Here is a 19,163-nt window from a genome sequence, read left to right as displayed (position 1 = left end):
CGGGGCCTTCCCCGGTGCGGCGAACACTCGGGACGAGACTACGCGCGTATGCGCGCGCGCTCACTCATGCGGGTGTTCACCTCCCGGTGACGCGGCGGTCGTGTTCCGGACCCCGCCGCCGAGGGGCCGGACGGCGACGATCATCCTTGATGTTCCCGTGTGCCACCCGCGGTGCCGAGCGCGCCGCCGCCCGTCCTGGAGACCGCCCGGTGAGACGACCGTCCCTGCTTGTCACGCTGCTCGCCCTGCTGCTCGCGGCCTGCACGACCGCGCCCGGACCCGGCGCGGAGGCTCCGCCCGGCCCCCGCTGGCAGCCCCGTCCCGGCACCGACTGGCAGTGGCAGCTCAGCGGGCGGCTCGACACCTCCGTCGACGTGCCGGTCTACGACATCGACGGCTTCGACCACTCGCGGGAGACGGTCGCGCAGCTGCACCGCGACGGCCGCAAGGTCATCTGCTACCTGTCCACCGGCGCCTGGGAGGACTTCCGCCCGGACGCGGACGACTTCCCGGAGTCGGTGATCGGCCGCGGCAACGGCTGGGAGGGCGAGCGCTGGCTCGACATCCGCCGCACCGACGTCCTGGAGCCGATCATGGCGGAACGCCTCGACATGTGCCGCGACAAGGGCTTCGACGCGGTCGAACCGGACAACATGGACGGCTACCGCAACCGCACCGGCTTCCCGCTCACCGCCCGCGACCAGCTCCGCTACAACCGCCTCGTCGCCCGCCTCGCCCACGAGCGCGGACTGGCCGTCGGCCTGAAGAACGACCTCGACCAGATCCCGCAGCTGGTCGGCGACTTCGACTTCGCGGTCAACGAACAGTGCGCCCAGTACGGCGAGTGCGCGCGGCTGACGCCGTTCGTCGAGGCGGACAAGGCCGTCTTCCACGTCGAGTACGAGCTGCCCACCGGCCGCTTCTGCGCCGAGTCCCGGCGGCTGGGGCTGAGTTCGCTGCTCAAGGAGTACGACCTGGGGGCGTGGCGCCGGGCCTGCTGAGCCCGCTGCCCGGCCGGCGGGAGCGCCGGCCGGACGTCGAAGCAGGGCCGCAGGGGGCGGGGGATCGTCTCAGCCCAGTGAGATGACGACGAGCGCGGTCGTCGCCGCCGTCTCCGCGAGCCCGCCGAACACGTCCCCGGTGACCCCGCCGAAGCGGTGGACGCAGCGCCGCAGCAGGAGTTCGGCGGCGGCGACGGCCAGGGCCACCGCGAGGACGGTGCGGGCGGCGTCGTGCGCCCCGAGGAAGGCGCCCCCGGCCGCGGCGGCCGCCCCGGTCACCGCGAGGGCGACCGGCAGCGCGCCCGCCACCGGCACCGCCCCCGCGACCGCCGCCCCCAGTCCCTCCGGGCGGGCGGCCGGCACCCCGGCGCGTGCGGCGAGGGTGAGGGCCAGCCGGGCCACGACCGCCGAGACGACGGCGGCCAGCGCGCCCCGGGCCCAGGAGCCGCCGTACGCCTGCGCGAGCGCGGCCACCTGGGCCAGCAGCACGAGGACGAGGGTGAGCACCCCGAACGGCCCGATGTCCGACTGCTTCATGATCCGCAGTGCGTCCTCGGCGGGCCTGGCGCTGCCGAGTCCGTCCGCGGTGTCGGCGAGCCCGTCGAGGTGCAGTCCCCGGGTCAGGGCGGCCGGCACGGCGACCGTGGCGACGGCGGCGAGCAGCGCGCCCGCGCCGAGGGACAGCAGCAGCAGTCCGGCGGCGGCGGCCGCGGCGCCGACCGCCAGCCCGGCCAGCGGGGCGCACAGCATCCCGGCGCGCGCGGCCGGGCGGTCCCAGCGGGTCACCCGGACCGGGAGCACGGTGAGGGTGCCGAAGGCGAAGCGGAGGCCGTCGGCCGGGGAGGCCGGGGAGGCCGGGGAGGGTGCGGGCACCGGCGCAGATTACCCGGCGGTCACCCGGGCGCCCCGGGCGGCCGTGGATAAAGTGCTCATATGGGACATTGGTGGGAGCGGAACATCGTCGAACCGGGCAAGCTGCCGCTGCTCCTCGCCCTCGCCGCCTTCGTCCTCACCTTCGTGATCACCCGGGTCATCACCCGTCTGATCCGGGCCGGCAAGGGGCCCTTCGGCAACATCACGGCCGGTGAGGTGCACATCCACCACGTGGTGCCCGGCGTCATCCTCACGGTCGTCGGCGGCTTCGGCGCGGTGGCGGGCGACGGGCGCGGCTTCGGCTCGGCGCTCAGCGCGGTCGTCTTCGGCATCGGCGCGGGCCTCGTCCTGGACGAGTTCGCCCTGATCCTGCACCTCGACGACGTCTACTGGACCGAGGCCGGCCGCAAGAGCGTCGAGATGGTCGTCCTCACCGCCGCCCTGGTCGGCCTGCTGCTGGCCGGTTTCACCCCGTTCGGCGTCAACGACCTCTCCCAGGAGGAGCTGCAGAACCGCGCGGGCGTCGCCGGGAGCGTCGGCGCGAACTTCCTCTTCTCGCTGATCGCGCTGAGCAAGGGCAAGGCGCGGATCGCGGTGTTCGGCGTGATCGTGCCCGTCGTCGCCGTCATCGGCTCCCTGCGCCTGGCCCGCCCCGACTCCCCGTGGGCCAGACGCTTCTACCGGCACCGGCCCCGCGCGCGGGCCAAGGCCGTCCTGCGCGCCTACCACCACGACCGCCGCTGGTCCGGTCCCCGCCGCGCCGTCCAGGACTGGATCGGCGGCAAACCGGACCCGAGGCCGCCGCGCTCCCTCGAACACCGCTGACCCGGGGCCGCGGACCCCCGGCCCCGGCCCCTACCGCGCCTGCTGCTCCTGTTCCGCTTCCGCTTCCGGTCCGGCCTCCGCCTCCGGCCGCTCCGAGTCCTTCGGGCGCTCCGGGAGCTCCGCCGCCAGGGCGGCGGCCGCCTGGACCAGGGGCAGGGCCAGCAGGCCGCCGACGCCCTCCCCGACGGTGACGCCGTGGGAGAGGAGGGGGTCGAGGGCCATCCGGTCCAGCGCCTTCGCCTGGGCCGGCTCACCGCTGTCGTGCGCGGCCAGCCACCAGTCCGGCGCCCGGAACGCGACCCGCTGGCCCACCAGCGCGCACGCCGCCGCCACCACCCCGTCGAGCACGACCGGCAGCTTCCGCACCGCGGCCTGGAGCAGGAAGCCCGTCATCGCGGTGAGGTCGGCGCCGCCCACCGTGGCCAGCAGCTGCAACTGGTCGCCGAGCACGGGCCGCGCCCGGCGCAGCGCGTCGCGGATCGCCGCGCACTTGCGCATCCACGCCAGGTCGTCGATCGCCAGCCCGCCGCGCCCGGTCACCACCGACGCGTCCGTCCCGCACAGCGCGGCCACCAGCACGCCCGCCGCGGTGGTCCCGCCCACGCTCACGTCGCCGAGCACCACCAGATCCGTACCGGAGTCGGCCTCCTCGTCGGCCACCGCCGTCCCGGCCCGGAACGCCGCCTCGGCCTCCTCGGGGCTCAGCGCGTCCTCGACGTCGATGCGCCCGCTGCCGCGCCGCACCCGGTGCCGCACGACGTCCTCGGGCAGCGACTCGGGATCGCAGTCCAGGGCCATGTCGACCACCCGCACCGGCACCCCGAGCCGCCGGGCCAGCACGGACACCGGACGGCCGCCCTCCAGCACCTCGCGCACCAGTTCCACGGCGCTGCCCGCGGCCCGTGCCGAGACCCCCAGCCCGGCGATCCCGTGGTCCCCGGCGAAGAGCACCACCCGCGGCCGTTCGACCGGCCGCACCGGCACCGCGGACTGCGCCGCGGCCAGCCACTCACCCAGGTCGTCGAGCCGGCCCAGCGATCCGGGCGGTACGACCTGACGCTCCCGGCGCGCCTCCGCGTCGCGGCGCACCCCGCCGTCCGGGCGCTCGATCAGATCGGTGAAGTCGTCGAGATTAAGCGAGCTCATTCGCCGAACAGTACCGGCCCCGATCGAACACGACGGCCCGTCCGCCACCACCGCTTCCGGGGTCCCGCCACCGCCACGCCGCCACCACGCCGCCACCGCGCCGATGCGCCCCGCGGGCTCGTCCCCTACGTAACGTTTTGCAGTGGATTGCCGTGCCGTACGTCCTCTCGCCGGGAGCCGCCCATGTCCGCACCCGTCCCACCCGCCGCGCACGCCTCGGCCGCGGCGGGCCCCGTCCCCCACGGCTCCGCCCGGGTGCACGAGCCGCGCCGCGAGGACTGCCCCTGGTGCGGCTCCACGCGGCTGCGCAACCGGCTGCGCACCGGGGACCTGCGCCGGCACCGGCCGGGCCTGTTCACCGTCGACGCGTGCCGGGAGTGCGGCCACACCTTCCAGAACCCCCGCCTCACCGCCGAGGGCCTCGCCTTCCACCGGCGGGCCGTGCGCGGAGCCCCCCGGGACCCCGCCACCGAGCGCGTCCTCGCCCTGCACGCGTCCCCGCAGCGCCACCGCGCCGCCGCCCGCGCGATGCTGCGCTTCGGCGAGCCGGAGAGCTGGCTGGACGTCGGCACCGGACTCGCCCGCTTCCCGCAGGCCGCGCGGGAGTTCTTCCCGTACACCTCCTTCGACGGCACCGACCTCACCGCGCGCGTCGAACGGGCCCGCGAGCTCGGCCGCGTCGAGGAGGCCCACGTCGGGTCGCTGACGGACCCGCGGGTCGCGGCCCGGCTGGCCGCCCGCTACGACGTGGTCAGCCTGCTGCACCACCTGGAGCACGCCACCGACCCGCGCGCGGAACTCCACGCGGCCCTCGACGCCCTGCGCCCCGGCGGCCACCTGCTCGTCGAGACCCTGGACCCGCGCTGCGCGTTCGCCGCCCTGCTCGGCCGCTGGTGGCTGCCCTACGACCAGCCCCGCCGGCTGCACCTGCTGCCCCCGCGCAACCTCCGCGCGGAACTCCAGGCCCGCGGCTGCGCGATCGTCACCGCCGGGCACCGCGCCGCGCACGTCCCGCACGACCTGGCCGGCGCGACCGCCCTCGCCCTCTCCCACGCCCTGCCCGCCCCGGACGCCCCCTGGCGCGCCGTCCCGCCGACCCCGTTCCAGCGGCACCTGCGCACGGTCCTGCTGCGCGCGGGCACCCCGCTGGTGGTCGCCGCGGCGCTGACGGACCTCGCCCTCGCGCCCGTGGTGCGCCACACCCCGTTCGCCAACGCCTACCGGATCGTCGCCCGCAAGCCGAAGCCGGCGAGACGCCGTCCCCGCCCGGCGCGGCGCTGACCGGCCCCGGCCCCCTCACCCCCGCAGGACGACCGCCTGCCCCGCCACCACCAGCAGCACCTGCTCGCACTCCTGCGCGAACGCCGCGTTCAGCCGCCCGAGTTCGTCCCGGTACCGGCGGCCGGACGCGGTGGCCGGCACGATGCCCGAACCCACCTCGTTGGAGACGGCGACCACCGTCCGCCGGGTCCCGCGCACCGCCCGGGTCAGCTCCCGCACCCGGTCCCGCAGGGCCCGCTCCCCGCCGTCCGCCCACTCCGCGTCGTCCCACGCCCCCACGGCGTCCATCGCGTCCGTCAGCCACAGCGACAGGCAGTCCACGAGCAGCGGCGGCCCGTCGTCCTTCAGCAGCGGCACCAGGTCGCAGGTCTCGACGGTCCGCCACGACCCCGGCCGCCGCTCCTGGTGCGCCGACACCCGCGCCGCCCACTCGGTGTCCCCGCCCCGCGATCCGCCGGTCGCCACGTACAGCACCTCGGGGAAGGACTCCAGCCGCCGCTCGGCCTCCACCGACTTGCCCGAGCGGGCCCCGCCCAGCACCAGCGTCCGCCGCGGCACGTCGGGAACGTCCTCGTAGGCGCCCACCTCCAGGGCGGTCCCGTCCGGCACGGCGCGCGCCCCGGCCGCCGCGAGCCGGCGCCCGAGCTCCGCGCCCGGCGGCACGTCGTGGTCCAGGTGGACGGCGACGACGTCCGTGGTCGGCCCCACCGCGCCGGTCGCCCGCAGCCGCGCCAGCGCGTCCGGGCGCCCCACGACGTCCAGCAGCACCATGGCGTACGGCTCGACCGGCTGCTCCAGCCCGGCCGGCGCGCCGCCCGGCGGGAGGTACAGCAGCCGCTGCCCGTCCGGACCGGTGACCGCGTACCCGGTGCCGGGCGCGTCCAGCGCCACCGCGCGCACCCGGTGCCCCGTCAGCAGCGCCAGCTCCCGCCCGTCCGGCACCCGGCCGGGCTGCGGCAGCCCGGCCGGCACCTCGAGGGCGGGTCCGTCGTGCGGGTGCGACAGCAGCACCTGGCGCACGGCGCCCAGCGAACATCCCGCGCGGGCCGCCGCGAACGCCACGCCGGGCATGAGGTCCAGCAGCAGGGCCCCGTCCACCAGCACCGCGGTGGCCGCCCGCGCGTGCGGGCCGAGCGCGACGGCGCACGCGGCGCAGGGACAGTCGGGGCGGGGCAGTCCCGCGGGGGCACCGGTGCCGAGCAGAGTCAGTTCCACGGACCCGATTTTCGCCCCTCCCCACGAGGGCTGCGCGTCCGACTAGGCTCTTGCCCGGGAGCCGGACCGAGATCCGGCTCCCGTTGTGCAGTGTGCTCACACCCATGGGAGGCGTACATGGCGGCATGGACGTGGCGGTTCGAGAAGGCCGACGGGACGCAGGTCGAGCCCGCGGTGCCGCCGGAGGACTTCCCCACGCAGGGGGACGCCGAGTCCTGGCTCGGGGAGAACTGGAAGGCCCTGCTGGAGGGCGGCGCCGACCAGGTGCGGCTGCTGGAGGACACCGCGGAGATCTACGGGCCGATGAGCCTGCACGCCGAGGAGGCGTGAGCCGCGGGCGGGGGCCGGCCGGGTCCCCGCCCGCCGCGGTCCGCTCCGGCGGGGCCCGCGGCCCGTCCGCCGCCCGCCGCGGGGATCAGCCCCGTACGCCGCACAGGTGCAGCAGCGCCGCCACTCCGCGGTAGGGGTCCGTGCGGCCGGCCCGCTCCTCGGCCGCGAGGAGGATCTCCAGGTCGTCGGGCACGCCCGCGCCGTCGGCCGCCGTGTCCGTGAAGACCCGCACGCCGTACCAGGTGTGCAGCGGCGCCCCGATCCCCGCGAGCGTCGCCGTCAGCGTCTTCAGCCGGTCGGCGCGGACGTCGAGCCCCAGGCGGTTCCGGTACGCCACCGTGTCGAAGCAGGCCAGCGCCCCGGCCCAGTCGCCGGACAGGCCCGGCCGCATCGCCAGCGCGTCACCGTTGCGCACCAGCAGCGACAGCAGTCCGCCGGGCGCGAGCACCCGGGCCAGCCCCGCCAGCAGCGGGTCCGGCTCGTCCACGTACATCAGCACACCGTGGCACAGCACCACGTCGAAGCTGCCCGGCAGGAAGTGCACGCCGGTGTCCCGGCCGTCCCCCTCGATGATCCGCATCCGCTCCCGGATGCCCTCCGGTTCCCCGGCCAGGGCCTCCCGCGCGGTGGCGATCATCGTCGCGTCCCGTTCCAGGCCGGTCACCTGGTGGCCGGCCCGGGCCAGCCGCAGCGCCTGCGTGCCCTGGCCCATGCCCACGTCGAGCACGCGCAGCCGCCGGCCGACCGGGAAGCGCCCGACTATCTGCTCCTCCAGCTGGCGGGCCACCAGCTCCTGCCGAACGACGTCCCGCAGGCCGTCGAGCCGGCTCAGCCAGGCCTCGGCCGCGCCGTCGGCGAACGGCGTGGTGCTCAGGGCCGCTCCCCGCGCTTGACCTGGGGCTTGGGCAGCCGCAGCCGGCGCATCTGGAGCGAGCGCATCAGCGCGTAGGCGACCGCGCCGCGACGGTTGTCGTCGGGGAAGCGCTCGGCCAGCCGCTTCTTCAGCCGGAAGCCGGTGACGATCGAGTCCAGCACGATCATCACGATCACCACGAGCCACAGCAGCAGCGCGGCGTTCTGCAGCTGGGGCACCTGGACCATGCTCAGCACCAGGATGATCACGGCCATCGGCAGGAAGTACTCCGCGATGTTGAACCGCGAGTCGACGAAGTCGCGCGCGAACCGGCGCACCGGCCCCTTGTCGCGGGCGGGCAGATAGCGCTCGTCGCCGCTGGCCAGCGCCTGGCGCTGACGCTCCAGCGCGGCACGGCGCTCCTCACGCTGCCGCTTGGCGGCCTCCTTGCGCGTCATCGACGTGTTGGCCACGCTGCGACGCTGGGCCTGGGCCACGCTGCGCTTGGGCGTGGGGCGGCCCTTGGGGGCCTCCGGGTGACGGGGCTGACTGGAGTCGGTCACCTGCGCCTTGTCGGCGGCTGATGCCTTCTCTTCCTTGGCACGGCTACGGAACACAAAACCCAAGGGTACGGGGTGCCCGGGGTTGGACCCCAGCCCCGGGGGGAACGATCCGGCAACGCCGGTCGTCTCCAAAAGGACAGAGGGGACGTTGTGCGACCTCCGGGCCGGCCGGCGGGCCGACCCCGGGGACCACCTACTCCTTACGCCGGATCGGGAGGACAGTCATTCGTTCTTGGGGATGAGCGCATCCGTCCCCGAGCAGTGCGGTAATGGAAGCAGGGCCCTTACTGTGGGTTCTGTCGCAGATCTGTGAGCCGGAGTCCGTCAGAAGGGGGCGCGCGAAGCCCATGAGCGGTGTCATGAAGCGTATGGGGATGATCTTCCGCGCGAAGGCGAACAAGGCCCTTGACCGGGCCGAGGACCCGCGCGAGACCCTCGATTACTCGTACCAGAAGCAGCTGGAGCTGCTCCAGAAGGTCCGCCGCGGTGTCGCCGACGTGGCGACCAGCCGCAAGCGCCTGGAACTCCAGCTCAACCAGCTCCAGTCGCAGTCGTCCAAGCTGGAGGACCAGGGCCGCAAGGCGCTCGCGCTGGGCCGCGAGGACCTGGCCCGCGAGGCGCTCTCCCGCCGGGCCGCCCTCCAGCAGCAGGTCACCGACCTGGAGACCCAGCACGCGACGCTCCAGGGCGAGGAGGAGAAGCTCACCCTCGCGGCCCAGCGGCTCCAGGCCAAGGTGGACGCCTTCCGCACGAAGAAGGAGACCATCAAGGCCACGTACACCGCCGCGCAGGCGCAGACCCGGATCGGCGAGGCGTTCTCCGGCATCTCCGAGGAGATGGGCGACGTCGGGCTGGCGATCCAGCGGGCCGAGGACAAGACGGCCCAGCTCCAGGCGCGGGCCGGCGCGATCGACGAACTGCTCGCCTCCGGCGCCCTGGACGACCCCTCCGGCATGCACAAGGACGACATCCAGGCCGAGCTGGACCGGCTCTCCGGTGGTACGGATGTGGAGCTGGAACTGCAGCGCATGAAGGCCGAGCTGGCCGGGGGCGCCACCGGCGGCCAGCAGGCCATCGAGGGCGGCACCGGCCGGACCCAGGACCAGGCGCAGTCCCAGCAGCAGCCGCAGGACACCCCGCGCTTCGACAAGCAGTAGTCACCGGCACCGCGGACGGAGCGGGGGCCCACGCCTAGGAGGGCGACGTGATCGTACGGATCATGGGGGAGGGGCAGGTGACGCTGGCCGAGAGCCGGCTCGCCGAGCTGGACCAGCTGGACGAGGAACTGCTCGCCGAGATGGAGAACGGCGACGGGCCGGGCTTCCGCGCGACCCTCCAGGCGTTGCTGGCCAAGGTGCGCGCACTCGGCGAACCGCTGCCGGACGACTCCCTGGAGCCCTCCGACCTCATCCTCCCCTCCCCGGACGCCACCCTGGAGGAGGTCCGGGAACTGCTCGGCGACGGCGGCCTGATCCCGGGCGCGTGAGCCCCGGGGCGGCCCGCTCCCGCACCGGGCGTCCGGTACCGGTCCCCGTTCCGGACGCCGCGGCGACACCGTACGGTGAACGGCCGTGAGCACCTTCGAGCGGGCCCGGTGCCGACTGCGGGCCCACCCCTTCGCCCTGGACGCGGCCCTCGCGGCGGGGGTCCTGGCCTGCATGGCGGCCGGGTCCTTCGTCGAGCCGCACGGACCGGACGGCGTCACCTGGGACCTGCGCACCCCCGACCCGCTCAGCCTGGTCCTCATGACGCTCGGCGCCGCCGCGCTCGTCCTCCGGCGTCGCGCTCCCCGCACCGTGCTCGCCCTCGCCGGCGGCATCTCCGTGGCGGAGTCCGTCACCGGGGACCCCCGCGCGCCCGTCGCCATGTGCGCGGTGATCGCGCTCTACACCGTCGCCTCCACCACCGACCGCCCCACCACCTGGCGCGTCGGCCTGCTCACCATGACGGTCCTCACCGGCACCGCCATGATCGCCGGCCCCCTGCCCTGGTACGCCCAGGAGAACCTGGCGATCTTCGCCTGGACCGGCATCGGCGCCACCGCCGGCGACGCCGTCCGCAGCCGCCGCGCCTTCGTCCGGGCCATCCGCGAACGCGCCGAGCGCGCCGAGCGCACCCGCGAGGAGGAGGCCCGCCGCCGGGTCGCCGAGGAGCGGCTGCGCATCGCCCGCGACCTGCACGACGTGGTCGCCCACCACATCGCCCTGGTCAACGTCCAGGCCGGGGTCGCCGCCCACGTCATGGACAAGCGGCCCGACCAGGCCAAGGAGGCCCTCGCCCACGTGCGCGAGGCCAGCCGCTCCGCGCTGGACGAACTCCGCGCCACCGTCGGCCTGCTGCGTCAGTCCGGCGACCCCGAGGCGCCGACCGAACCCGCCCCCGGCCTGGACCGCCTCGACGAACTCGCCGGCACCTTCCGCAACGCCGGGCTGCGCGTCGAGGTCGCCCGCGCCGACCAGGGCACCGAACTCCCCGCCGCCGTCGGCCTGGCCGCCTACCGGGTCATCCAGGAGGCCCTCACCAACGTGCAGAAGCACGCCGGCACCGACGCGAGGGCCGAGGTCAGCGTCGTGCGGGTGGGACCCCACATCGAGATCACGGTCCTCGACGACGGCTCCGGCGACGGCCAGGCCCGCGGGCCCGGCGGCGGATCCGGCGGCGGCCACGGACTGCTCGGCATGCGCGAGCGCGTCACCGCCCTGCGCGGCACCCTCACCACCGGTCCCCGCTACGGCGGCGGTTTCCGCGTCCATGCGATCCTGCCCGTCAAGACCCGCACGCCCGCCGCCCAGGACGGACCGTGACCAGCGCACCGGGGGAGCCCTCATGACGATCCGCGTCCTGCTCGCCGACGACCAGGCCCTGCTGCGCAGCGCCTTCCGGGTGCTCGTCGACTCCGAGCCGGACATGGAGGTGGTGGGCGAGGCGTCCGACGGCGCGGAGGCGGTCCGGCTGGCCCGCGAGCAGCGGGCCGACGTGGTCCTCATGGACATCCGGATGCCCGGCACCGACGGCCTCGCCGCCACCCGCATGATCAGCGAGGACCCCGGGCTCGCCGCGGTCCGGGTGGTGATCCTGACGACCTTCGAGGTCGACGACTACGTGGTGCAGTCGCTGCGCGCCGGCGCCTCCGGCTTCCTCGGCAAGGGCTCCGAGCCCGAGGAGCTGCTGAACGCCATCCGGATCGCCGCCGGGGGCGAGGCCCTGCTCTCCCCGGCCGCCACCAAGGGCCTGATCGCCCGCTTCCTCGCCCAGGAGGGCACGGCCGGCGAAGCCGGCCGCGACCCCGCCCGCGCCGAACGCCTCGACTCGCTCACCGGCCGCGAGCGCGAGGTGCTCGTCCAGGTCGCCGGCGGGCACTCCAACGACGAGATCGCCGAACGCCTCGACGTCAGTCCGCTGACCGTGAAGACGCACGTCAACCGGGCCATGGCCAAGCTGGGCGCCCGGGACCGGGCCCAGCTGGTGGTCATCGCCTACGAGTCGGGCCTGGTCCGTCCGAGGGTGGACTGAACACCGGCGGGCGTACTGCGGCGGGAGTACGCGCCGCACCAGAAATGGACCACGGGCCTACGGATCACCCCCTGCCGATGGCCCAGGGTGTAGAGCGGGCGCCCGGCTGCGCCCGACCGTGCACTTCTGCCGCTCACAGAAGAGAGACCCGTAACCCATGTCCTGGCTGTCCAGATTCAGCCTCGCGCAACGGGCGCTGATCGGACTGATGTCGATCATCGCGCTCGTCTTCGGGGTGATCGCGATACCCCAGCTCAAGCAGCAACTGCTGCCCACCATCGAACTGCCCATGGTCTCCGTGGTGGCGCCGTACCAGGGCGCCTCCCCGGACGTGGTCGAGAACCAGGTCGTCGAGCCCGTCGAGAACAGCCTGGAGGCCGTCGACGGCCTCACCGGCGTCACCTCGACGGCCAGCGAGGGCAACGCCGTGATCATGGCGTCCTTCGACTACGGCAACGACACCCAGCAGCTCGTCGCCGACGTCCAGCAGGCAGTCAACCGGGCCCGCGCCCAGCTCCCGGACGACGTGGACCCGCAGGTCGTCGCCGGTTCCACGGACGACATGCCGACCGTGGTCCTCGCCGTCACCTCCGACAAGGACCAGCAGGCACTCGCCGACCAGCTCGACCGGACCGTGGTGCCCGCCCTGGAGGACGTCGAGGGCGTCGGCCAGGTCACGGTGGACGGCGTGCGGGACCTCCAGGTCACCGTCACCCCCGACACCGCGAAGCTGGCGAAGGCGGGGCTCACGCCGCAGTCGCTGTCCCAGGCCCTCCAGGCCGGCGGGGCGACCGTCCCGGCCGGCTCCTTCGACGAGGACGGAGCCAACCGCACCGTCCAGGTGGGCGCCGGCTTCACCTCGCTGCGGCAGATCGAGGACCTGATGGTCACCGGCGAGCCCGGCAAGGGCAAGCCGGTCCGCCTCGGTGACGTGGCCGCGGTGGAGCAGGAGGAGGCCAGGGCCGACTCCCTCACCCGGACCAACGGCGAGCCCAGCCTCGCCGTGATGGCGACCATGGACCACGACGGCAGCGCGGTCGCGATCTCCGAGGCCGTCGAGGAGATGCTCCCCGACCTGCGCGAGGACCTCGGCTCCGGCGCCACGCTCACCGTGGTCAGCGACCAGGGCCCGGCCGTGTCCCAGGCCATCGAGGGCCTGACCACCGAGGGCGCGCTCGGTCTGCTCTTCGCGGTCCTGGTGATCCTGGTCTTCCTGGCGTCGGTCCGCTCGACCCTGGTCACCGCGGTGTCCATCCCGCTGTCCGTGGTCCTCGCCCTGATCGTGCTGTGGACGCGCGACCTGTCGCTGAACATGCTGACGCTGGGCGCGCTGACCATCGCCATCGGCCGGGTCGTGGACGACTCCATCGTGGTCCTGGAGAACATCAAGCGGCACCTCGGCTACGGGGAGGAGCGCCGGTCGGCGATCCTGGACGCCGTGCGCGAGGTGGCGGGCGCGGTGACGTCCTCGACGCTCACCACGGTCGCCGTCTTCCTGCCGATCGGCCTGGTCGGCGGCATGGTGGGCGAGCTGTTCGGCTCCTTCAGCCTCACCGTCACGGCCGCGCTGCTGGCGTCCCTGCTGGTGTCGCTGACGGTCGTCCCGGTGCTGTCGTACTGGTTCCTGCGCGCCCCCAAGGGCACCCCCGAGGACGCCGAGGAGGCGCGCCGGCTGGCCGAGGAGAAGGAGGCGAGGAGCCGCCTCCAGCGGATCTACGTCCCGGTGCTGCGCTTCGCCACCCGGCGCAGGCTGACCAGCGTGGCCATCGCGGTCGTCGTGCTGGTCGCCACCTTCGCCATGGCGCCGCTGCTGAAGACCAACTTCTTCGACCAGGGCGAGCAGAAGGTCCTCACCGTCCGGCAGGAGCTGAAGCCCGGCACCAGCCTGAGCGCGACCGACGCCCAGGCGAAGAAGGTCGAGAAGCTGCTCGGCGACACCGAGGGCGTCAAGGACTACCAGGTGACGGTCGGCTCGTCCGGCTGGATGGCGGCCTTCGGCGGCGGCACGGACACCAACCAGGCGACGTACCAGGTGATGCTGGAGGACTCCGCGTCCTCCGAGGACGTGCAGGACAGCCTCGAGAAGGGCCTCGGCGAGCTCGACGGCATCGGCACGACCACCATCGCGGCCGGTGACGGCTTCGGCAGCCAGGACCTGAGCGTGGTCGTCAAGGCGTCCGACGCGCAGGCGCTGCGCAAGGCGGCGGACCAGGTCCGCGACGCGGTGGCGTCCCTGGACGACGTCACGGACGTCACCAGCGACCTGGCGCAGAGCGTGCCCCGCATCTCGGTGAAGGCCAATGACAAGGCCGCCGCGGCCGGGTTCGACGACCAGACCCTCGGCGCCGCCGTCGCCCAGGCGGTGCGCGGCACCCCGGCCGCCAAGGCGGTCCTGGACGACACCGAGCGCGACGTCGTCATCCGCTCGGCCCAGCCGGCCACCACCCTGAAGCAGCTGGAGAACCTGCGCCTGGGTGCGGTGAAGCTGGGTGACGTCGCCACCGTCGAGATGGTGGACGGCCCGGTGTCCATGACCCGGATCGACGGTCAGCGCGCGGCCACCGTCACGGCCAGGCCGACCGGTGACAACACGGGCGCGGTGAGCACGGACCTCCAGGCGAAGATCGACGCACTGACGCTGCCGGCCGGCGCGACGGCGGAGATCGGCGGCGTGTCCGAGGACCAGGACGAGGCGTTCGCCAACCTGGGCCTGGCGATGCTGGCGGCGATCGCGATCGTCTTCATGCTGCTGGTCGGCACCTTCCGCTCGCTCGCCCAGCCGCTGATCCTGCTGGTGTCCATCCCGTTCGCGGCGACGGGCGCGATCGGTCTGCTGCTGGTCACGGGCACCCCGATGGGCGTCCCGGCGATGATCGGCATGCTGATGCTGATCGGCATCGTGGTCACCAACGCGATCGTGCTGATCGACCTGATCAACCAGTACCGCAGCCGGGGCCACGGCGTGGTCGAGGCCGTGCTGGAGGGCGGCCGCCACCGTCTGCGGCCGATCCTGATGACGGCGCTGGCGACCATCTTCGCCCTGCTCCCGATGGCGCTGGGCATCACCGGCGAGGGCGGCTTCATCGCCCAGCCGCTGGCCGTGGTGGTGATCGGCGGTCTGATCACGTCGACGCTGCTCACCCTGCTGCTGGTGCCGACGCTCTACACGATGCTGGAGCTCCGCAAGGAGCGGCGCGCGAAGAAGAAGGCGCTGAAGAAGGGGACGGCCGCCGGCGAGGCCGCCGCGTCCCGGGACGAGGCGGAGCCGGCGCAGGTCTGACCGGTCCCGCACACGGGCGAGGGCCCACCCGGAACCAGGGTTCCGGGTGGGCCCTCGCCATGGACGGCCGCGGCACCGGGCGGTTACGGCAGCGCCAGCATCCGCTCCAGCGCCAGCTTCGCGAACGCCTCCGTCTCCTTGTCCACCTCGATGCGGTTGACCAGGTTGCCCTCGGCGAGGGACTCCAGGGCCCACACCAGGTGGGGGAGGTCGATGCGGTTCATGGTGGAGCAGAAGCAGACCGTCCTGTCGAGGAAGACGATCTCCTTGCCCTCGGGCGCGAAACGGTTCGCCAGCCGGCGCACCAGGTTCAGCTCCGTGCCGATGGCCCACTTGGAGCCGGCCGGGGCGGCCTCCAGGGCCTTGATGATGTACTCGGTCGAGCCGACGTGGTCCGCGGCGGCCACGACCTCGTGCCGGCACTCGGGGTGCACGAGGACGTTCACGCCCGGGATCCGCTCGCGCACGTCGTTGACCGAGTCCAGGCTGAACCGGCCGTGCACCGAGCAGTGGCCGCGCCACAGGATCATCTTCGCGGCGCGCAGCTCGTCCGCGGTCAGTCCGCCGTTCGGCTTGTGCGGGTTGTAGACGACGCAGTCCTCCAGGGACATCCCCATGTCCCGCACCGCGGTGTTGCGGCCGAGGTGCTGGTCGGGCAGGAACAGGACCTTCTCGCCCTGCTGGAAGGCCCACTCCAGGGCCCGCTTCGCGTTGGAGGAGGTGCAGATCGTGCCGCCGTGCTTGCCCGTGAAGGCCTTGATGTCGGCGGAGGAGTTCATGTACGACACCGGCACGACCTGCTCGGCCACGCCGGCCTCGGTCAGCACGTCCCAGCACTCGGCGACCTGCTCGGCGGTGGCCATGTCGGCCATGGAGCAGCCGGCCGCGAGGTCCGGCAGGACCACCTTCTGGTCGTCGGAGGTCAGGATGTCCGCGGACTCCGCCATGAAGTGGACGCCGCAGAACACGATGTACTCGGCCTCGGGGCGCGCGGCGGCGTCCCGGGCCAGCTTGAAGGAGTCGCCCGTGACGTCGGCGAACTGGATGACCTCGTCGCGCTGGTAGTGGTGACCGAGCACGAAGACCTTGTCCCCGAGCTTCTCCTTGGCCGCGCGGGCGCGTTCGACCAGGTCCGGGTCGGACGGCGAGGGCAGGTCGCCGGGACACTCCACACCGCGCTCGCTCCTGGGGTCGGCCTCGCGGCCGAGGAGCAGCAGGGCGAGGGGCGTCGGCTGTACGTCGAGCTCCTGGGTCTGGGCGGTGGTCACGACACGCACCCTTTCTGTTCTGCGGCTCGCCGGGCCGGTCTGGGCCGTGCCCGGCGGGACATGCGGGACATCTTTTCGACTTTTCGTCGGATTGACGCTATCTATCATAACCGGTTCACGTCACTTTGACGATGGCCATAGCGTCCATGTGACGTGAATCCCGGTGCGCGGCCTTTCATTCCCGGAAGGTCCCACAGGAGCCGTTTTCCGCTCCGCACGGTGTGTGCGAGCATGAGGAAAGAGCCGAAGAGAACGAGTGCCCGGCCCGGAATGAATCCGCGGCCCCGCCGGTTGCAACCGTCGGCAAGCAGTCTCCGTACAACCCGGGAGAGATGTAGATGTCCGTATCGGACGAGACCACCACCGTCACCGACGGCATCATCCTGACCGACGCCGCCGCGGCCAAGGTCAAGGCCCTGCTCGACCAGGAAGGCCGTGACGACCTCGCGCTGCGTGTCGCCGTCCAGCCCGGCGGCTGCTCCGGCCTGCGCTACCAGCTCTTCTTCGACGAGCGTTCGCTCGACGGCGACGTGGTCAAGGACTTCGGCGGTGTGAAGGTCGTCACCGACCGCATGAGCGCCCCGTACCTGGGCGGCGCCACCGTCGACTTCGTCGACACCATCGAGAAGCAGGGCTTCACGATCGACAACCCGAACGCCACCGGCTCCTGCGCCTGCGGCGACTCCTTCAGCTGAGCCGGGACTCCTCCCCGGCCGCGCACGACGAAGGCGGCGGACCCCTCCGGGGGGCCGCCGCCTTCGGGCGTTCCCGCCCTCAGCGCGTCCCGGACGGCGGTGCCGGCAGCCGGGCCCCGTCCTTGTGCAGCGGGACCGGCTCGCCGTCCGCGCCGACGACCTCGCGGTCACCGAGCGGCCGGTCGAGCCGCACCGTCAGCCGGTACTGCTTGGCGATCAGGATGCACACCTTGTCCGGCCACGGCGTCTCCGTCACGGTGACCGTCACCCGGTCGCCGCTCTCGCTCGCCTCCGCCGCGTAGTCGGCGCACACCCCGCCCGTGAAGGTCACGGTCAGCTCGTCGCCCTCCGCGGTGTAGCCCTGCACCTCGACGCCGCGGGTGGAGGGGGCCGAGGCCGGCTCGTCCCCCGGCCCGGTCGGCCGCGGGCCGGTCTGCCCGGACCGGGGGGCCAGGTACTGCGGGTCCACCGCCGGATACGTCACCGTCAGGGCGTCCCGCGCGCCCGCCGGCCGCACCTCGAACAGCCAGGACGGTACGAGGGCCTGCCGCCCGTCCACGGAGTGCGCGGCCAGTCCGAACACCGCCTCGTCCACGGTCAGCGTGTCCCCCTTCGGCGAGGCGGCCGCGTCGCCGCACGGATCCTGCGGGCCGTCCTCCTCCAGCGGCACCGGACTGGCGCAGCCGCCGACGCCCGTGCGGGGATCGGGGCCGGGCGCCGCGTTCATCAGCTCCAGCGCCTTCGCGGCGTCCACCACCGGGTACGTGTCGCCCTTCACCGGTTCGGCGAGCCGGCCGCTGCCGCCGACGACCTCGCCCCCGGCGCCGACGACCACTCCGGTCGTCCAGCCGTGCGTCGGCAGCCCGCCGATCTCCGGTTCGGCGTTGACCACCCGGTCGGCGCCCATGACCTGGCTCGCGTCGAGCTTCGCGTCGTCCTGGCCCACCGCCTTCAGCACCGGCGCGGCGGCCCTCTTCGCGGCTTCCTCGCCCACCGCCGGGGCGTCGGCGCGGGGTGCCCGGCACACCGCGCCCTTGCAGTTGTCGGTGCCCGGGGCGTACCGGCTGAAGGTCCAGGCGCCGGGGGCGGTCCGGTCGACCCGCAGGGTGGGCCCGGAACCGTCCTTCCCGCCGATCCGCCAGCTCTCCCCCTCCGCCACCGGCTTCCCGTCGACCCCGAGCGCCTGCGCCAGCCCGGTGACCTGCTCCCGCGTGACCTGACCGCGGGTGCGGTACACCGGCGCCGAGCCGGGGCCGTCCGGGAGCGCCCCGTCGGCGCGGTAGGTGACGCCGTAGGGGTTGGGTTCGCCGGGGGCGATCCCGTTGCCGGTGTCCTCGGAGAAACCGTCGAGCGCGAGCGGCGGGGGAGTGGCGTCCCCGTCGGCCCCCGGCGCCGTCCCGCCGCCGGAACCGCCGGAGGCGCTCGCGGCGAGATAGGCCCCGCCCCCGCCGACGAGCAGGACGGCGGCGGCGACGGCGGCGACGAGCGCGGGCGACCTCCGCCGGGGCGCCGGGGGGCCGCCCGCGGCGGCCCGGTCCCCGACCACGGGCTCGTCCGCGTCGTGCGCGGAGGTCCCGTCGGCGGGCTCCCGGGCGCCGGCGGAACTCGCCGCTCCCGGGTCGGCGGGCCGGTCCCCGTCGCCGGCGGCCTCCGCGCCCCGGGCCTCCCCGGCCCCGGTCCCGTCACCGGGGGTGTCCGCCTCGGCGGTCCCGGCGGTGTCCGGTTCGGGGCCGGTCGTCCCGGACGCGGGGGCCTGCCGTTCCCGGTGGGGCGGCCGCTCCGGGACGCTCGTCCCGCCGCCGCCCGAAGCGCCCCCCGCGTCGCGCGCGCCGCCGGGGGCGGGCCGCGCCGCGGCGTCGTCGTGGTCGGGTCGCTCGGTGTTCACCGCATCGCTCCTTCGGCTGCACAGCTGTCCCGGGAAACCCTGCCCGGTCGTACCGGGACAGCCGGTGGGTCGTGTCCCGCATCCCCTTCACGGGGGACGGCGATGGGACGCAGCGGGGGAGCGCGCGGTTCCCGCGGGGCTCAGTCGCCGTACTCCGACATCGCGTCCAGGAGCCGGGCCGACGCCGGCGGCACGGTCACGCCGTGGATCAGGGACGGGGGGACGGGCCGGGCGGCGACCCGGTCCGGAACCGTCCAGTGGGGAGCCATCCGGGCGCAGTCACCGCGCAGCGACGCCAGGTCGCCGTCGAGGTCGGCCGGGGAGGGGGCGTGGACCTTGAGGTTCGTCATGTCGGCACCGTACGCACGTCCAAGGTCACGGAGAAAGACCTACTATCGGGTAGTTTTGCCTGCTTCTGCGGGCGATTCCCACCCG

18 protein-coding genes are annotated in these 19,163 nt (G+C 74.3%); 10 read left to right on the top strand and 8 right to left on the bottom strand.

The window, feature by feature from the left end; all coding sequences use genetic code 11:
• The first annotated feature begins 209 nt into the window (after positions 1-209).
• On the top strand, positions 210-1,001 hold the full coding sequence (locus GL259_RS12180) for an endo alpha-1,4 polygalactosaminidase (protein WP_159532006.1): 792 nt from the start codon (positions 210-212) through the stop codon (positions 999-1,001).
• A 69-nt stretch (positions 1,002-1,070) separates the two neighbouring features.
• Here the strand turns inward: GL259_RS12180 and GL259_RS12175 are convergent, their stop codons facing one another.
• Positions 1,071-1,874, bottom strand: coding sequence for an adenosylcobinamide-GDP ribazoletransferase (locus GL259_RS12175; RefSeq protein ID WP_159532005.1), 804 nt, complete (start codon positions 1,872-1,874; stop codon positions 1,071-1,073).
• A gap of 60 nt (positions 1,875-1,934) precedes the next feature.
• Between GL259_RS12175 and GL259_RS12170 the strand changes: the two genes are divergently transcribed.
• The gene (locus GL259_RS12170; protein ID WP_159532004.1) at positions 1,935-2,699 is read left to right on the top strand and encodes a hypothetical protein; all 765 of its coding nucleotides are present in this window, start codon (positions 1,935-1,937) and stop codon (positions 2,697-2,699) included.
• Positions 2,700-2,729: 30 nt separating this feature from the next.
• Here GL259_RS12170 and cobT read toward each other — a convergent pair whose 3' ends face one another.
• Positions 2,730-3,845, bottom strand: coding sequence for a nicotinate-nucleotide--dimethylbenzimidazole phosphoribosyltransferase (gene cobT / locus GL259_RS12165; protein WP_159532003.1), 1,116 nt, complete (start codon positions 3,843-3,845; stop codon positions 2,730-2,732).
• Positions 3,846-4,028: 183 nt separating this feature from the next.
• Here cobT and GL259_RS12160 point away from each other — a divergent pair, with 183 nt between their 5' ends.
• A complete protein-coding gene (locus tag GL259_RS12160) occupies positions 4,029-5,126 on the top strand; it encodes a class I SAM-dependent methyltransferase (RefSeq protein WP_159532001.1) in 1,098 nt (365 codons plus the stop codon).
• 15 nt (positions 5,127-5,141) lie between these two features.
• Here GL259_RS12160 and GL259_RS12155 read toward each other — a convergent pair whose 3' ends face one another.
• Positions 5,142-6,341, bottom strand: coding sequence for a bifunctional adenosylcobinamide kinase/adenosylcobinamide-phosphate guanylyltransferase (locus GL259_RS12155; RefSeq protein WP_159531999.1), 1,200 nt, complete (start codon positions 6,339-6,341; stop codon positions 5,142-5,144).
• A gap of 117 nt (positions 6,342-6,458) precedes the next feature.
• On the opposite strand from GL259_RS12155, the gene GL259_RS12150 reads away from it, so the two are divergent.
• A complete protein-coding gene (locus tag GL259_RS12150) occupies positions 6,459-6,671 on the top strand; it encodes a hypothetical protein (protein ID WP_159531997.1) in 213 nt (70 codons plus the stop codon).
• Between the two features lie 85 nt (positions 6,672-6,756).
• On the opposite strand, the gene GL259_RS12145 is transcribed toward GL259_RS12150, so the two are convergent.
• Together GL259_RS12145 and GL259_RS12140 are read right to left on the bottom strand one after the other, a co-directional pair.
• Positions 6,757-7,458, bottom strand: a complete 702-nt coding sequence (locus tag GL259_RS12145; protein WP_159531995.1) for a methyltransferase domain-containing protein — start codon at positions 7,456-7,458, stop codon at positions 6,757-6,759.
• A gap of 83 nt (positions 7,459-7,541) precedes the next feature.
• The gene (locus GL259_RS12140) at positions 7,542-8,219 is read right to left on the bottom strand and encodes a DUF3043 domain-containing protein (protein ID WP_159531993.1); all 678 of its coding nucleotides are present in this window, start codon (positions 8,217-8,219) and stop codon (positions 7,542-7,544) included.
• 227 nt (positions 8,220-8,446) lie between these two features.
• Here GL259_RS12140 and GL259_RS12135 point away from each other — a divergent pair, with 227 nt between their 5' ends.
• The 5 genes from GL259_RS12135 to GL259_RS12115 all read left to right on the top strand — a co-directional run bounded on the left by GL259_RS12135 (position 8,447) and on the right by GL259_RS12115 (position 14,880).
• Positions 8,447-9,244, top strand: coding sequence for a PspA/IM30 family protein (locus GL259_RS12135; RefSeq protein WP_159531991.1), 798 nt, complete (start codon positions 8,447-8,449; stop codon positions 9,242-9,244).
• 47 nt (positions 9,245-9,291) lie between these two features.
• A complete protein-coding gene (locus GL259_RS12130; RefSeq protein ID WP_159531990.1) occupies positions 9,292-9,573 on the top strand; it encodes a hypothetical protein in 282 nt (93 codons plus the stop codon).
• Positions 9,574-9,658: 85 nt separating this feature from the next.
• Positions 9,659-10,891 carry a histidine kinase gene (locus GL259_RS12125; RefSeq protein WP_159531988.1) on the top strand — a complete coding sequence of 411 codons (1,233 nt, stop codon included), beginning with the start codon at positions 9,659-9,661 and terminating at the stop codon, positions 10,889-10,891.
• Positions 10,892-10,913: 22 nt separating this feature from the next.
• Positions 10,914-11,600: a response regulator transcription factor gene (locus tag GL259_RS12120; RefSeq protein ID WP_159531986.1), complete on the top strand. Its 687-nt coding sequence runs from the start codon at positions 10,914-10,916 to the stop codon at positions 11,598-11,600.
• Positions 11,601-11,757: 157 nt separating this feature from the next.
• Positions 11,758-14,880, top strand: coding sequence for an efflux RND transporter permease subunit (locus GL259_RS12115; protein WP_159531984.1), 3,123 nt, complete (start codon positions 11,758-11,760; stop codon positions 14,878-14,880).
• Between the two features lie 83 nt (positions 14,881-14,963).
• Here the strand turns inward: GL259_RS12115 and nadA are convergent, their stop codons facing one another.
• Positions 14,964-16,148 carry a quinolinate synthase NadA gene (nadA, locus tag GL259_RS12110; RefSeq protein ID WP_159531981.1) on the bottom strand — a complete coding sequence of 395 codons (1,185 nt, stop codon included), beginning with the start codon at positions 16,146-16,148 and terminating at the stop codon, positions 14,964-14,966.
• Positions 16,149-16,486: 338 nt separating this feature from the next.
• Here nadA and GL259_RS12100 point away from each other — a divergent pair, with 338 nt between their 5' ends.
• On the top strand, positions 16,487-16,843 hold the full coding sequence (locus GL259_RS12100) for an iron-sulfur cluster assembly accessory protein (RefSeq protein ID WP_030340884.1): 357 nt from the start codon (positions 16,487-16,489) through the stop codon (positions 16,841-16,843).
• Between the two features lie 79 nt (positions 16,844-16,922).
• Here GL259_RS12100 and GL259_RS12095 read toward each other — a convergent pair whose 3' ends face one another.
• Together GL259_RS12095 and GL259_RS12090 are read right to left on the bottom strand one after the other, a co-directional pair.
• The gene (locus tag GL259_RS12095) at positions 16,923-18,389 is read right to left on the bottom strand and encodes a hypothetical protein (protein WP_243762559.1); all 1,467 of its coding nucleotides are present in this window, start codon (positions 18,387-18,389) and stop codon (positions 16,923-16,925) included.
• A gap of 479 nt (positions 18,390-18,868) precedes the next feature.
• Positions 18,869-19,078, bottom strand: coding sequence for a hypothetical protein (locus tag GL259_RS12090; protein ID WP_159531977.1), 210 nt, complete (start codon positions 19,076-19,078; stop codon positions 18,869-18,871).
• Positions 19,079-19,163: the final 85 nt, after the last annotated feature.

The organism is Streptomyces sp. Tu 3180, assembly GCF_009852415.1.
In the GTDB taxonomy this organism is placed as follows: Bacteria; Actinomycetota; Actinomycetes; order Streptomycetales; family Streptomycetaceae; genus Streptomyces.
The sequence above is the reverse complement of the archived record's forward strand: the minus strand, read 5'-3'. Positions and strand labels throughout refer to the sequence as shown.